We start from the raw sequence: 14,785 nt of genomic DNA on the forward strand, positions 1-14,785 counted from the left end.
TGCAACGTCGCACCGATGTCCGACGTACGCGTCGTGGTCATCGACTGCACCGACACCGGCGCGTCCCCGCCCACCGCAACCGACCCGACCTGGATGCGCCGCGAGGGGCGGCGCATCGCGAGCGGCCGGGCCGGCAGCCCGGGGAGACCCAGTGCGACCGGTTCTCCGGCGGTCATGACGTCACCGGTTCCCGGAGCCGGTCTCGCGCGCCGCGCGCAGGGATTCCTTCAGCGATCCCATGGTGGCGAGCACGGCGGTGGGCTCGTAGCCGCAGTGCGCCATGCAGTTGGCGCAGCGCGGGTCCTTGCCCCGGCCGTACTTGTCCCAGTCGGTCTCCTCGATGAGCTGACGGTACGTCGGTACGTAGCCGTCGCTCATCAGGTAGCAGGGACGCTGCCAGCCGAACAGCGAATAGTTCGGAATGGCCCAGGCCGTGCACGGGAAGTCCGCCTTGCCCTCCAGGAAGTCCAGGAAGAGCGGTGAGTGGTTCAGCCGCCAGCGGGCCCGGTTGCCGCCCGCGAACGACTTCTTGAACAGTTCGCGGGTCTGCTCGACGCCCAGGAAGTGCTCCTGGTCGGGTGCCTTCTCGTAGGCATAGGCGGGCGAGATCATCATCTCGTCGACCTTCAGGTCGTCATTGAGGTAGTTGAGGACCTCGATGACGGTCTGCGGGGTGTCGGTGTTGAAGAAGGTGGAATTCGTGGTGACCCGGAATCCGCGCCGCTTGGCCTCCTTGATCGCCGCCACGGCCTCGTCGAAAACACCTTCCTTGGCGACCGATTCATCGTGCCGTTCCCGCAGCCCGTCGATGTGCACGGCGAAGGCGAAGTACGGCGAGGGTGTGAATTTCTCGATCTTCTTCCGCAGCAGCATCGCATTGGTGCACAGGAAGACGTACTTCTTGCGCGCCACCAGCTGCCGGACGATTTCATCGATCTGCGGATGCATCAGCGGTTCGCCACCCGCGATGGAAACCATCGGGGCACCCGATTCGAGCACGGCACCCACGGCCTGGGCCACCGGCATGCGCTGCTTGAGCACCCCTGCCGGGTGCTGGATCTTCCCGCAGCCCTCGCACGCGAGATTGCAGGCGTACAAGGGCTCCAGTTCCACGATGAGCGGGAATTTCTCCCGCCTGCGGAGCTTCTGTTCGATGAGGTACGTCGCAACCTTGATGGACTGACGGAGCGGCATGGCCATCTGGCTCACCTCCTGGGGAGCAGCAAAGATCGGTGCCATTCGTAGAAAGCCGGCAGGACGGCACGGAGAACCCGGAAAGCCGATATTCCACCGCGTATCGTGCCGATGCGGACGAGCTCATGCTCCGGAGCATCCACGACCACCCGTACGGCGGCAACCGGGCGCGGCCCGGACCGCAGAGCGGTGCGCAGAGTGGCGGCGGACTCCATGTCCACCGCGATCGCTCCGGTGGCCCGCAGCTCGGCCCGCTCATGTCCGCGTACGACGTGGGCGGAGCCGGTCAGCGGACCGGTGTGGACGGCGCGGCCGGGCACCGCCCTGGCCAGGGCCTCGGCGAGCAGGCCCGTGCCGGTGCAGGCCGTCGAGTCCCCGGCCTCCCGGGTCTCCTCGGCGACCACCAGGTCCCCGGGGTGCATTCCGGGCAGCAGCCCGGCGCAGAATCCGGAGGCGAGGACCGCCGTACCGGGCGCCCGGTCCTGGCCGAGCGCCCGTGCGACGGCCGCCTCTGCGGCCCTGGGCCCCATGCCCGTACGGAGTACGGTCAGCGGGCCCGGAGCGGCACCGGCCCTGCCTCGGCCGCTGCGCAGGGCGAACTGCTCGATGCCGAGCGCGCAGGCGATCAGCAGCGGCGCCGCGGGGCCGGCCGGCCCCGGGCCGTCGGCCATCAGGCCCCCTTGCGGGTGGCCGCGCGGTCGGCGAACGGTTCGCCGTACACGTACCGCCCGAGTGCGGTGAGCGGGAACACCTGCCGGTAGAGGTGGTAGTTGATGGAGAAGTCCCACGGGAATCCGGTGCCGGTGAAGTACGGCTCGTCCCAGGAGCCGTCGGCCTGCTGCGTCTCGCTGAGCCAGGACACTCCCCGCTGTACGGCCCTGCTGTCCCGCCGTCCCGCGGCGAGCAGCGCGAGCAGCGCCCAGGCGGTCTGGGAGGGAGTCGAGGCGCCGTGCCCGATCCACTTCTCCTCCCGGTACGAGCGCAGGTCCTCGCCCCAGCCGCCGTCGTCGTTCTGCACGGACTCCAGCCAGCCGACCGCGCGGCGGATCGCCTGGTGCGTCACGGGCAGTCCGGCGGCCACCAGTGCGGGCACCACCGACCCCGTGCCGTATACGTAGTTGACGCCCCAGCGGCCGAACCAGGCACCGCTCGCCTCCTGTTCGGCGAGCAGCCACTCGATGCCCCGCCGGGTGACCCGGTGACCGGACCGCCCCTCGACGGCGAGCATCTCGACCACGTGCCCGGTGACATCGGCGGACGGCGGGTCGATGACCTCACCGAAATCGCAGAAGGGCAGCCGGTTGGGGAACGCGCTGGTGTTGTCCGCGTCGAAGGCGCCCCAGGCCCCGTTGCGGGACTGCATGCCGATGTTCCAGCGGACGCCGCGCTTGATGGCGGCCTCGATGCGGGCCCGGTCGGGGTGGCGGACCCGGCGCAGTGCCAGGACCACCTCGGCGGTGTCGTCGATGTCCGGGTAGTTGTCGTTGTGGAACTCGAAGGCCCAGCCGCCGGGGTTGAGCCGGGGGCGGCGCACGGACCAGTCGCCGGGCCGGACGATCTCCTCGCCGAGCATCCAGTCCGCGGCCCTCACGAGCGCCGGGTGGTCGGGGCGGACCCCGGCGTCGGCGAGGGCGATGGTGGCGAGGCAGGTGTCCCACACCGGGGACTGGCAGGCCTCGATCATCCGGGCGCCGTCCTCGCGCCAGACGGCGAACCGGTCGAGCGATTCGAGTCCGGCCCGCATCACCGGGTGGTCCAGGTCGTAGCCGAGCAGATGCAGGGCGATGACGGAGTACACGGCGGGCGGCTGGATGCCTCCCCAGCAGCCGTCGTTCTCCTGGCGCTCGATGATCCAGCGGGCCGCGGCGTTCATCGCGGTCCGGCGCAGCTTGCGCGGTGCGACCCGGTGGTAGACGTGCAGTGCCTTGTCCAGGCGCTGGAAGACGCCGTCCCAGCTCGCGGCCGGTGCGGGGCGCCTGGGCGGGTTCGGATTGCGTGGATCGGTGTGCAGTTCGTCGAGCGGGAAGGGGGCCGGGCGTACCGGCCGCTTCGCCGAGACGATGGTGAGCGGCACGATGGTCTGGCGGGCCCAGCAGCCGAAGTCGTAGATGTTGAGCGGGGCCCATTTGGGAAAGAACATCAGCTCGGGCGGGAGCTCCGGCAGGTCGTCCCATTTCCACCAGCCGAACAGGGCGAGCCAGATCCGGGTGAAAACCCGGGCGGCCGCGATTCCGCCCTGCTCCCGGATCCATCCGGACGCGCGGGCCATGTGCGGTTCGTCCGGCCGGTCCCCGGCCAGCCGCAGGGCCACGTACGCCTCGATGGTGGTGGAGAGTTCGCCGGGGCCGCCGTGGAAGGTGGCCCAGGTGCCGTCGCCCAGCTGTTCGCCGCGGATGAAGCGGCCGGCCGCTTGGACGGTGTCCGGGTCCTGGATACCGAGGAATTGACGGAGCAGCAGGTCCTCGGCGTCCATCGTGACGTTGGTGGCGAGGTCGCCCTTCCACCAGCCCTGCTCGTCCTGCCTGCCGAGGAGGTGCTCCACCGAGCGTTCCGCGGCCCGCCGCGCGGCGGCGAGCACGTCGTCCGCGGCGATGGTTGTGTCGGTCGGTTTACTGGCCGAGGCTGCGCGGGGGTTCACGGCCCCGGTGCTTCCGTCGGTCGTCGCTGTCATGGCTTCCCCTTCGTGCAGTCTGGTCCTCTGCTGTGCTGGGGTCTCCGTCGGCCGGCGCCCGGTTACGGGCACCGGCCGGCGACTGCGAGTCATATGGAGCAGATGGTGATCATCTCTTTCGTACGACGACGAAGTCCGCGAGCGCCGTGAGCTGCGCCCGCACGGTCTGCGGCATGTCGACGCGGTGCAGCGCCTCGATGGCGACCGCATGCTGTCGACGGGCCTCCTGGGCGGTCCACTCGCGCCCGCCCGCCTCCTCGATGAGTGCCGCACGGGCTGCGAACTCCTCTTCGGAGAAGCTGTCGAAATCGCTGCTCTTGGCGTCGGCCGCGAGCAGTTCGCCCAGGCGCTCCGATGCCGGGCCGCCCGCGGCGAGCGCGGCGACGACCGGCAGGGACTTCTTGCGCTGGCGCAGGTCGCTCCAGGTCTGCTTGCCGGTGGACTCGGGGTCGCCCCAGATGCCGAGCAGATCGTCCACGGCCTGGAAGGCGAGGCCGAGGTGGTATCCGTACGCCTCCAGGGTGTCGGCGGTCCGGTCGTCGGCGCCGCCGAGGACCGCGCCGATGGAGCAGGCGCAGGCGAGCAGGGCACCGGTCTTGTTGCCCTCCATCTCCAGGCACTCCTCGACGGTGACCCGTTCGCGGTGCTCGTAGGAGATGTCCTGGGCCTGCCCGTCGATGAGCTTGCGGCTGGCCGCGGTCAGCCGGCGGGTCGCGCGGCCCGCCTCGACGGTGCCGAGCTCCAGCAGGACCTCGTTGGCGAGGGCGAAGAGTGCGTCGCCGACCAGGATCGCCTGGGCGGGGCCGTGCACCTTCCAGACGGTGTCGCGGTGGCGGCGCTGTTCGTCACCGTCCATCAGGTCGTCGTGCAGCAGCGAGAAGTTGTGCACGAGTTCGACGGCCACGGCGCCGGGGACGCCGGCCTCCGCGGCGGCGCCGGCGGCCTCCGCGGACAGCAGGGCGAGGGCCGGGCGGACGGCCTTGCCCCCGTCGCCGTCGGCGGGCTGTCCCTGGGCGTCGATCCACCCGAAGTGGTAGGCGGCGACGGTGTCCATGGGCGGTGCGAGCCGGTCAACGGCGGCCCGGAGCACCGGCGTGGAAAGGGCCCGTCCGCGCTCCAGAAGCGCGGTGACGTCCGTGGTGTCTGCCACGGTGTCGAAAGCCGGATTCGCCGGGGTCACTGACTCTCCTCTTGTTCCGGTGGTACTGCTCATGCCGCCTCCTGCAGCGGATGTTCATGGGAGCGGCCGAGCGCCCGGAGGGCGGCGTCCGCCGCGCTGAACCCGCTGCGGACGGCGCCCTCCATCGTCGCGGGCCAGCCGGTGGCCGTCCAAGCCCCGGCCAGGCAGAGGCCGGGGGCACGGGTGCGGGCACCGGGCCGCAGCCGGCCGACGCCGGGGGCGGGGGCGAAGGTCGCCGTGCGCTCCCGCGTGACGAAGAAATCCCTGATGCCGGCCCCGCGCGCGGCCGGCAGGAGCCGCTCCAGCTCGGGCAGGTAGCGGCTGCGCAGCTCCGCGACGGGGAGGTCGATCTCCTCGTCGGCGGCGGACTGGGACACGGCGAGGTACTGCCCGGGTCCGGTGAGACCCGAGGCGTCCGTGCGGTCGAAGACCCACTGGACCGGGGAGCCGAGCGCGGCGAAGAACGGGCGGCGCAGCACCTTGCGGTCGTAGACGACGTGCACGTTGAGGATCGGCGAGGTGCCGATGTCGAGCAGGCGCCCGGGCTCGTCGAGTGCGCCTGCGGGCAGCAGGTCGTGGGTCTCGCGCTGCGGTACGGCGAGGACGACGGTCTCCGCCTCGATCCGTTCGCCGCCGGTGTCCACGATCCACCCGCCATCCGCCGTACGGGTGACGGCGGTGGCCTTCGTGCGCAGCTCGGTGCGCACTCCGGCGGAGTCGAGAGCCTTGCGCGCCAGCGTGTCGTGCACCTCACCGAGGGGCACGCTCGCCCAGCCGATGTCGGCGGCGCCGGGCTCGGAGAGGAGTCCGGTCTTGAAGACCTTCGCGGCCAGGGCCAGCGAGGAGTTCGGCGCGGTGGCGTTGAGCGTGGCGACGCCGACCAGGTCCCACAGGGCCTCGATGGTGCGCGGCGACTGGCCGTGCCGGGCGAGCCAGCTGCCGAAGTCGACGGTGTCGAGCGCGGGGTCGTCGGGGTCCAGGCGGCCGAGTGCCAGTGCGGCGCGGCCGACGCCCGCCCGCTCGGCGAGCGAGAGGTGCGGGTAGCCGGCCAGCCCGGCGGCGAGGTGGAAGGGCACCGGCAGCGCGTTGCGGCGCAGCCGTCCCAGCCGGGGGCCCGAGGAGCGTCCGACGTCGAGAACGGGCACGTCCAAACGGTTTTGCAGCGGCGCCAGGCGCGCCCCGTCGACGCGGTCGAGGAACCAGCGGTAGGCGGTGCAGCAGCGCAGATAGACATGCTGGCCGTTGTCGACCGTCAGTTCGCCGCGCCGGAAGGAGAAGGCGAGGCCGCCGAGCCGGGGCCGTCCTTCGAGCAGGGTCACGTCAAGCCCGGCGTCGGCGAGACGGAGCGCCGAGGTGACTCCGGCGATTCCGCCGCCGATCACGACCGCACGGGAGGAACGCGGGGTGTGGTCCGTCATGCGTCCTCCTTTCGCCAGGTCACTTCAGTCAGTGACGCGTCAGCACAGCGGAGGGTTGACCGCCGGGCGGATCGGGTCTCCGTGTTGCACATGGTGCGCGAGATGTCCGTGCGGCGCATCAGACACGCCCCCTGGTCGTACGCCGGGAGATGTACCGGGCGTCGAGACCCGACAGACCTCGCACCGCCACGTACGCCTTCTCGCGGCCCGGCAGCGAGACCCGGCCGCGCAGCACCGCCTCGGGGTCGCGCTCGATCCGGTCGAGCAGCCGCCGGTAGATGCCCGCCATGGCCGCGACACACGCGCCGCTGCGCCGGTCCAGCATGGGCAGCAGCCGGTATCCCTCGGCGAACAGTGTGCGGGCGCGCCGCACCTCGAAGTGGACGAGGCCCGCGAAGTCGGCGCCGGGCGGTGGTGTGGCCCGGTGGAAGCCGGCCGAGCAGCCGAACTTGGCGAGGTCGTCGGCGGGCAGATACGTACGCCCGTTGCCGGCGTCCTCGCGGACGTCGCGCAGGATGTTGGTCAGCTGGAGCGCGAGTCCGAGCGTGTCGGCGTACTCCGCGGCCCGGTCGGCCCCCGGCGCGCCGGGCTCCGTACCGAAGACGCCCAGGCTGAGGCGGCCGATGGCGCCCGCGACACAGCGGCAGTAGACCTTGAGGTCGTCCCAGGTCTCGTACGTCGCCCCGCGCACATCCATCAGCACGCCGTCGATGAGCTCGTCGAGCCCGCCGAGCGGGAGCGGGAATCTGCGCGCGGCGTCGGCGAGCGCGACGGCCACCGGGTCGGTGTCGTCCTCGTCGACCGCGCCGTCCCGGATCCGGTCCAGGACGGTACGGGTGCTCTCCAGACGGGCCCGCTTGGTGTCCGCTTCCAGCTCGCCGTCACCGATGTCGTCGACGCGACGGGAGAAGGCGTACAGCGCCGACATGGCCTGTCGCTTCTCGGCCGGCAGCAGCCTGATGCCGTACGCGAAGTTACGCGCCTGCTGTCCGGTGACCGCCTCGCAGTAACTGTATGCGGCCTGTACCGGTGCCGACATGTACGTCGTCTGTCCCTCCACGGTCCGGCTCACCCCTCTCTACGCGCTCTTCGCAAGACAACTCCCACCTCGCGCAGCAGGCTGGGCTTGGTGGGCTTGGGTGGTCCGGGCAGTACGTCGAACCCGGCGGCCGCGATCGCGGTGAGGGCGGCACGCCCCCCTCCCACGAATCCGGCGAGAAGCAGCTTGAGCCTGCCGTGGACGCTACCCACCAGAGGGGTGCCTTCATTCAGCAGTTCCCGAGCGCGTTCCGCTTCGTACGCGACCAGTGAACGCACCGATGCGCCCCCCGAGGGTGCGGCCAGATCGGCCTCCCCGACATGGAACCGTGCCATGTCCTCGGCGGGCAGATAGATCCGGTCGCGGCCGAGGTCCTCGGTGATGTCCTGGAGGTGCTCGACGATCTGCAGGGCGGTGCAGACGGCGTCGGAACGGCGGATGCGTTCGGGGCTGGCGGTTCCGGTGATCTGGAGGACCAGCCGGCCCACGGGGTTGGCGGAGAGCTCGCAGTAGGCCAGGAGCTCCTCGTACGTCCCGTAGCGGCGGACCTTCTGGTCCTGCCGGTTCGCCTCGATGAGGCCGAGGAAGGGTTCCGGGGTGAGCGCGCAGCGCCGCACGGTGGGGCGCAGGGCGCGCAGCAGGGGGTGGCGGGGGCCGTCGCCCGAGGTGTCGAAGACCCGGTGCAGATCGGCCTCGAAGGCGTCGAGCATGGCGAGCCGGTCCTCGGACCGGGCGGGATCGAGGCCGAGGTGACGGGCGTCCGCGCCGCCGGGGGCGAGGTCGCCGTCGCCGATGTCGTCGACCAGGCGCGCGTAGCCGTAAACGGCCATCAGGTCGTCGCGCCAGGCGCGGGGCAGGAAGAAGGGGGCTACGGGGAAGTTCTCGTCCGCCGCCTTGTCGAGGGTGCTGGGCGCGACGTCATCGGGGTGCGTCTGCCGGGTACGGGTCACCACGGACCGCCCGGTGCTGGGACGGCGTGAGCACCTCGGAGCTGGAGATTTTCCGTCATTGCCGTCACATCTCCCGTTCTACACTGCTGACCCAAAACATCCCATTCCGGACACGCCGCCCGCTCTGCCGAGTGCAGAGCGCTGCCTACGGGCCATACAGCCAGGCGCTATCGCCCCACTTGCCTCGAATCAGCACCGGTACAGCTTACGTTGTACAACGCTCATCCATACGGCGGGGTGTTGCGCGCGTTACAGGAACGCTTCCCGCCCCGCCAACCTTCCCCGTACGAACGGGAATTGACGTCATCCGACGGGACGAGATCCTGCGCGGGACATACCGCCGGGCGTGGAGAGCGCCGGCGGTTATCCACGATCCGGATACCGCGGCGGCCCCCGCCGGAGGGCTCCGGCGGGGGCCGCCGCGGTGCCGGAGGACCGGGCGAACCGCTATTTTCCGGTCTCGCGCTCGTACGCCTTGAGCACCTCGTCCGTCGGGCCGTCCATCAGCAGCTCACCCTTTTCCAGCCACAGCACCCGGTCGCAGGTGTCGCGGATGGACTTGTTGCTGTGGCTGACCAGGAAGACGGTGCCGGCCTCCTTGCGGAGCTCCCGGATGCGCTTCTCGGAGCGGATCTGGAACTTGCGGTCACCGGTCGCCAGCGCCTCGTCGATCATGAGGACGTCGTGGTTCTTGGCGGCGGCGATGGAGAAGCGCAGACGCGCGGCCATGCCGGAGGAGTACGTACGCATCGGCAGGGTGATGAAGTCGCCCTTCTCGTTGATGCCGGAGAAGTCGACGATCCCCTGGTAGCGCTCACGGATCTCCTCGCGCGACATGCCCATCGCGAGGCCGCCGAGCACCACGTTGCGCTCACCGGTCAGATCGCTCATCAGCGCCGCGTTTACGCCGAGCAGCGACGGCTGCCCGTCGGTGTAGACCTTGCCGTGCTCGGTCGGCAGCAGACCGGCGATGGCCCGCAGCAGCGTCGACTTGCCGGAGCCGTTGGTGCCGATGAGGCCGATCGCCTCGCCTCGGTAGGCGGTGAAGGAGACACCGCGGACGGCGTGCACCTTGCGCACACCGCGCGATTCGCCCTTGCCGCGGCGCATGATCCGGCTCAGCGCCGCGGTGGCGCTGCCCTTGCCGCCGCCGGCGCCGTTGACGCGGTACACGATGTGCACATCGTCGGCGATGACGGTGGGGACGCGCCCCGGAGTCTTGTCGTCAGCCACGGCCGTACCGTTCCTCTGCCTTCCAGAAGTACACGAAGCCCACGAGGCCGATCAGGACCGCCCAGGTCAGCGCCACGATCCAGACGTGCGCCGGCAGGTTCCCCGCGCCGTAGCCGTCGATCAGCGCGAAACGGACCAGGTCCATGTAGATCGCCGCCGGGTTGTACTGCAGCACGTTGGCGATCCAGTCCGGCTTGTCCTTGAGCATCACCGGGATGGAGAACATGACGCCCGACGCGTACATCCAGGTCCGCATGACGAACGGCATCAGCTGGGCGAGGTCGGGGGTCTTGCTGCCGAGCCTGGCCATGATCATCGCCAGACCGGTGTTGAAGACGAACTGCATGGCCAGCGCCGGGATGATCAGCAGCCACGAGAGGCTCGGGTAGCTGCCGAAGGCGATGGCCACGGCCGCGAGCACGATCATCGAGAACAGCAGCTGCTGGAGCTGCTGGAGCGAGAACGAGATGGGCAGCGAGGCACGCGGGAAGTGCAGTGCCCGGACCAGTCCCAGATTGCCGGAAATGGCCCGCACGCCCGCCATCACCGAACTCTGGGTGAAGGTGAAGACGAAGACGCCGGTCACCAGGAACGGGATGAAGACCTCCTGGGTCATTCCCTTCCTGGTGCCCAGGATCAGCCCGAAGATCAAGTAGTAGACCAGGGCGTTGAGCAGCGGTGTGGCCACCTGCCACAGCTGGCCGAGCTTCGCCTGGCTGTACTGGGCGGTCAGCTTCGCCCTGGAGAACGCCATGATGAAGTGGCGCCGGCCCCAGAGCTGCCGGATGTACTCGAAGAGCCCCGGCCGGGCGCCGCTCACCGTCAGGCCGTACTTGGCGGCCATCTCGGCCGAGCTCAGGCCGTCGTCGGCGGATGGTGGGGTGCTCAGTGCGACCGCACCGTCATGGGTTGTGTCACTCACCAGATGAAACTCTCGTATTCAAGATGCGCAGCCAGTCGCGGGCGCGGCTCGGAGCGGACAGGTCCCGTGGAGAAAACGTTCGTCCCATGCTCTCAGAGGTGAGCCTCTCAGATCACGGGAGGTCGGCCGAGTCTGGTCAGCCGCCATACCGTGCGCCACTTCATCGGACGGCGGGTTCCGCACGGAGTGGACCAGCCTTCCCGGAAGCCGCCGAACCAGGCCTTCAGCGCCGGGCCCGAGGGCCTGCGGAGCAGGGTCAGCAGCAGCCACACCCCGAGGTAGACGGGGACCAGCGGCACGGGCAGATTGCGTCGGGCCAGCCAGACCCGGTTGCGGGCCACCATGCGGTGGTACACCGCGTGCCGCGAGGGAGCGGTCGTCGGATGGTTGAGGACCATGTCCGCGCGGTAGTCGATCATCCAGCCGGCGTCCAGCGCCCGCCAGGCGAGATCGGTCTCCTCGTGCGCGTAGAAGAACCGGCCGGGCAGCGGCCCGACCTCGGCGATGACCTTGGTGCGTACGGCGTTGGCGCCGCCGAGGAAAGTCGTCACGCGTGAGGAGCGCATCGGGTCGGCGGCCCGCAGCCGCGGCACGTGGCGGCGCTGCGTGACACCGGTGTCCGGGTCGGCGATGCGGAAGCTGATGATGCCCAGCCGAGGATCGGCCTCGAAGGCCTGCCGGCACAGCTCGGCGGTGTCGGTGAGCGGCAGCAGTCCGTCGTCGTCGAGGAAGAGCAGGGCGTCCACGTCGGCGCCGCACGGGCCGAAGGCCTCGATCCCGACGTTGCGGCCGCCGGGGATGCCCAGGTTCTCGGGCAGCTCGACGGTCCGCACACCTGCGGGGACGTCCGGTACGGGGGCGCCGTTGCCGACGACCACCACCTCGATCCGGTCGCCGTTCTGCCCGGCGACCGAATCGAGGAGGGCGCGGAGCTCTTCGGGGCGGTTGCCCATCGTGATGATGACCGCGCCGAGTTTCATGGGCTTGCTCACTTCAGCCTGCTCGACGCCAGGATCGACACGAGGTGCAGGAGCGTCTGGAGCAGCGCGATGCCCGCCAGCACCGCGACCATGAGCCGGCTGAAGAAGAGGTCGTCCCGGACCGCGTCGAGGACAGCCGCCACCAGGACGACCAGTGACGCCTCGACCCCGAGGATCAGCCGGTGGAACTTGAGCGCGCCGGCGGCCCGGCGGGCGAGCGCCATTCCGGACGAGCGCGGCTCCGACGCGGCCTCCTTGACCGGCGGCAGCCCGCCCTGGTGGCGCGCGACCCCGACGAGGTCGGTCTCGGCCTTGATCAGGATGGCGCCGAGGGCCGCGAGCGTGCCCAGGAAGGCCCAGAGCCAGTCGATCCGCCCGGTGCCCCACAGGTCGGCGGCGCGCAGCCCGAAGCCGACCAGCACGGCCGCGTCGCAGAGGTACGCGCCGACCCGGTCCAGGTAGACCCCGCCCAGGGAGAACTGCTTCTTCCAGCGGGCCACCTCGCCGTCGACGCAGTCGAGCAGCAGGTAGAGCTGGACCATGAGCACCCCGAGCAGCGCGCCGGGAATGCCCGGAACGAGCAGGGCCGGTGCGGAGAGCACACCCGCGACCGTCATCACATAGGTCAGCTGGTTGGGGGTGACCCTGGTGTTCACCAGGTGCCGGTCGATGCGCAGCGAGATCTCGCGCATGTAGAGCCGACCCGCCCAGTGCTCACCGCTGCGCCGGTCCTTCACACCCGGGGGGTGCACGACCGGGCGGAGTTCAGCTATGGATGGCTTTTGCATAGTCGGCGTACGCGTCCCTGATCTGGTCGGTGGACAGGTTGAGGTGTTCCAGGATCGTGAAGCGCCCCGGCCGGGTCTGCGGGGCGTAGTCGACGGCCTGGACGAACTCGTCGGCGGTGAAGCCGATCTCTTCGGGTAGCACCGGCAGGCCGTGACGGCGCAGGGTGACCGCCATGAGCAGCGACTCCTCGCGCGCCCCGCGCAGATGCATGGCGAAGCAGGCACCGAGGCCGACCTGCTCGCCGTGGCTGGCCGCGCGCTTGGGGTACAGCAGGTCGAAGGCGTGGTTGATCTCGTGGCAGGCGCCCGAGGCCGGCCGGGAGTCCCCGGCGACCGACATCGAGATGCCGGTCAGTACGAGTCCCTCGGCCAGCACCTTGAGGAAGGCGTCGTCGCCGATCCCGCCGGGGTGGCGCAGCACCGCCTCGCCCGCCTGCCGGGCCATGGCCGCCGCGAGACCGTCGATCTCCTCGCCGTTGACCTCGTGGGCGAGCTCCCAGTCGGCCACGCAGGAGATGTTGGAGACCGCGTCGCCGATGCCGGAGCGCACGAAGCGGGCCGGTGCCTGGCGGACGGTGTCGAGGTCGATGACCACGGCGATCGGGGTGGGGACTCCGTAGGAGCCCCGGCCGTTGTCGTTGTCGAGCGTCGCGACCGGTGAGCAGAGACCGTCGTGGGCGAGGTTCGTCGCCACCGCGACCATGGGCAGCCCGACCCGCGCCGCCGCGTACTTCGCCACGTCGACGATCTTGCCGCCGCCGAGGCCGACCACGGCGTCGTACCGGTTGCCCTTGATGTCGTCGGCCAGCTTGACCGCCGAGTCGAGGCTGCCGTCGGTCACCGGGTACCAGTGGGCGCCGGGCAGCGCGGGGGTCAGCCGCTCGCGCAGGGCGCGCCCCGAGCCGTCGCTGATCGCGACGGCGAGCTTGCCGGAGGCGGAGATCCGCTGGTCGGCGAGGAGGCCGGCCAGATCGTCCAGGGCGCCGCGACGGATGTCGACGACGACCGGGGACGGGATGAGCCGGGTCAGTACTGGCACGCGATCTCACGGCCCTTCGCGAGGTCGTCGTGGTTGTCGATCTCCACCCACCTCACTTCGCCTATGGGGGCCACGTCGACGGTGAAGCCGCGGTTCACGAGCTCCTGGTAGCCGTCCTCGTAGTAGAGGTCGGGGTCGCGCTCGAAGGTCGCCTTCAGGGCGTCCGCGAGCTCCTCGGCGGCCTCGGGCTCGATGAGGGTGACGCCGATGTACTCACCGGTCGCGGTGGCCGGGTCCATCAGCTTGGTGATGCGCCGCACACCCTTGCCGTCCTGGGTGATGACCTTCATCTCCTCGTCGGCGAGGTGCTTCACCGTGTCGAGGGCGAGGATGATCCGCCGGCCTTCGCCACGGGCCGCGAGCAGGGTCTTCTCGACCGAGACCGGGTGGACGGTGTCGCCGTTGGCCAGGATCACGCCGCGCTTCAGGACCTCGCGGGCGCACCACAGGGAGTAGGCGTTGTTCCACTCCTCGGCCTTGTCGTTGTCGATCAGGGTGAGGGTCACCCCGTACTTCGCCTCAAGTTCGGCCTTGCGGTCGTACACGGCTTCCTTGCGGTAGCCGACGACGACGGCGACCTCGGTGAGGCCGATCTCCGCGAAGTTGGCCAGCGTGAGGTCCAGCACCGTCTGCGCAGCACCGTCCTGTTCAGGGCCCACAGGCACGAGCGCCTTCGGAAGCGTGTCGGTGTAGGGGCGCAGACGCCGTCCTGCACCGGCTGCCAGTACGAGGCCGATCATGCGGGTTCTCCTTCGTCGTGAACGGCGGGTGCTCCGGAGGACACCCAGAAGCGGATGGACTCCACGAGCACCACCAGTGCCACCGCCACCGCGAGCGCGGTGAGTGCCATGGTGAAAGCCGGATGCTGAGTGAATACGGCGGCGAGTACGGCCACCACCAGGGTGCGGCCCTCGTGCCCACCGATCGTGCGTACCAGCCACTGGGGCGGCGCGCCGGTGCCGCCGCGAATGCGGTACACCGTGTCGTAGTGATGGTAGGCGACGGCCGAGACCAGTCCGAAGGCTGCGGGAAGGGCTCCCGGGACGTCGCTGCGGGCGGCGAGGACGAGGATGGTGCAGTACTCCGCCGCCCTGAATATCGGGGGCACGAGCCAGTCGAGGGCGCCCTTGAGGGGGCGGGCCACGGCCACGCCGGAGCAGATCGCGTAGAAGACCGCGGCGAAGATCATCTGCTTGCTGCCGAAGGGCTGCTGGAGCGCGGCGGCGATCAGCGCGCCGGCGCCGACGAGTGCGATCACCGGGGCGCTGAAGGCGCCCGGGATCCGGGGGCCCCGTGCCGCGACGAACTGGGCGACGGCTCCGGAGTCGGCCAGCTCGGCGAGTGCCCGCGCGGCGCGGTCGGTGCGCTCGG

Annotated in this window: 15 protein-coding genes; all 15 read right to left on the reverse strand. The window is 70.5% G+C overall.

What is annotated here, in order from left to right; genetic code table 11:
- Positions 1–176 (reverse strand): flavodoxin-dependent (E)-4-hydroxy-3-methylbut-2-enyl-diphosphate synthase (locus ABZY11_RS35980; protein WP_356483209.1); only part of this gene is annotated, 176 nt, incomplete at its 3' end.
- Between the two features lie 4 nt (positions 177–180).
- The gene (gene hpnH, locus ABZY11_RS35985) at positions 181–1,200 is read right to left on the reverse strand and encodes an adenosyl-hopene transferase HpnH (RefSeq protein WP_356483199.1); all 1,020 of its coding nucleotides are present in this window, start codon (positions 1,198–1,200) and stop codon (positions 181–183) included.
- Between the two features lie 5 nt (positions 1,201–1,205).
- Entirely contained in the window at positions 1,206–1,865 is a 660-nt protein-coding gene (locus tag ABZY11_RS35990) for a 1-hydroxy-2-methyl-2-butenyl 4-diphosphate reductase (protein ID WP_356483200.1), read from the reverse strand.
- Entirely contained in the window at positions 1,865–3,865 is a 2,001-nt protein-coding gene (gene shc / locus ABZY11_RS35995; RefSeq protein WP_356483201.1) for a squalene--hopene cyclase, read from the reverse strand. The genes ABZY11_RS35990 and shc overlap by 1 nt, the downstream gene beginning before the upstream one ends.
- Before the next feature lie 109 nt (positions 3,866–3,974).
- Positions 3,975–5,078: a polyprenyl synthetase family protein gene (locus tag ABZY11_RS36000; RefSeq protein WP_329817261.1), complete on the reverse strand. Its 1,104-nt coding sequence runs from the start codon at positions 5,076–5,078 to the stop codon at positions 3,975–3,977.
- Complete coding sequence (gene hpnE / locus ABZY11_RS36005) at positions 5,075–6,463, reverse strand: hydroxysqualene dehydroxylase HpnE (protein WP_356483202.1); 1,389 nt, start codon at positions 6,461–6,463, stop codon at positions 5,075–5,077. The genes ABZY11_RS36000 and hpnE overlap by 4 nt, the downstream gene beginning before the upstream one ends.
- 118 nt (positions 6,464–6,581) lie before the next feature.
- Positions 6,582–7,502, reverse strand: coding sequence for a presqualene diphosphate synthase HpnD (hpnD, locus tag ABZY11_RS36010; RefSeq protein WP_356483203.1), 921 nt, complete (start codon positions 7,500–7,502; stop codon positions 6,582–6,584).
- Positions 7,503–7,531: 29 nt separating this feature from the next.
- On the reverse strand, positions 7,532–8,452 hold the full coding sequence (gene hpnC, locus ABZY11_RS36015) for a squalene synthase HpnC (RefSeq protein ID WP_356483210.1): 921 nt from the start codon (positions 8,450–8,452) through the stop codon (positions 7,532–7,534).
- A 447-nt stretch (positions 8,453–8,899) separates the two neighbouring features.
- Complete coding sequence (locus ABZY11_RS36020) at positions 8,900–9,685, reverse strand: ABC transporter ATP-binding protein (RefSeq protein ID WP_266727932.1); 786 nt, start codon at positions 9,683–9,685, stop codon at positions 8,900–8,902.
- Positions 9,678–10,607 carry an ABC transporter permease gene (locus tag ABZY11_RS36025; RefSeq protein ID WP_356483204.1) on the reverse strand — a complete coding sequence of 310 codons (930 nt, stop codon included), beginning with the start codon at positions 10,605–10,607 and terminating at the stop codon, positions 9,678–9,680. The genes ABZY11_RS36020 and ABZY11_RS36025 overlap by 8 nt, the downstream gene beginning before the upstream one ends.
- 107 nt (positions 10,608–10,714) lie before the next feature.
- Positions 10,715–11,587, reverse strand: a complete 873-nt coding sequence (locus tag ABZY11_RS36030; RefSeq protein WP_356483211.1) for a glycosyltransferase — start codon at positions 11,585–11,587, stop codon at positions 10,715–10,717.
- An 8-nt stretch (positions 11,588–11,595) separates the two neighbouring features.
- On the reverse strand, positions 11,596–12,375 hold the full coding sequence (locus ABZY11_RS36035; RefSeq protein ID WP_356483205.1) for a CDP-alcohol phosphatidyltransferase family protein: 780 nt from the start codon (positions 12,373–12,375) through the stop codon (positions 11,596–11,598).
- Entirely contained in the window at positions 12,353–13,414 is a 1,062-nt protein-coding gene (locus ABZY11_RS36040; protein WP_356483206.1) for an iron-containing alcohol dehydrogenase family protein, read from the reverse strand. The genes ABZY11_RS36035 and ABZY11_RS36040 overlap by 23 nt, the downstream gene beginning before the upstream one ends.
- The gene (locus ABZY11_RS36045) at positions 13,402–14,154 is read right to left on the reverse strand and encodes a phosphocholine cytidylyltransferase family protein (protein ID WP_356483207.1); all 753 of its coding nucleotides are present in this window, start codon (positions 14,152–14,154) and stop codon (positions 13,402–13,404) included. The genes ABZY11_RS36040 and ABZY11_RS36045 overlap by 13 nt, the downstream gene beginning before the upstream one ends.
- Positions 14,151–14,785: DUF5941 domain-containing protein (locus ABZY11_RS36050; protein ID WP_356483208.1), on the reverse strand; the 635-nt coding region annotated here is incomplete at its 5' end. The genes ABZY11_RS36045 and ABZY11_RS36050, both read right to left, overlap by 4 nt.

Origin of the sequence: Streptomyces sp. NPDC006510 (assembly GCF_040611955.1) — a bacterium.
GTDB lineage: Bacteria > Actinomycetota > Actinomycetes > Streptomycetales > Streptomycetaceae > Streptomyces.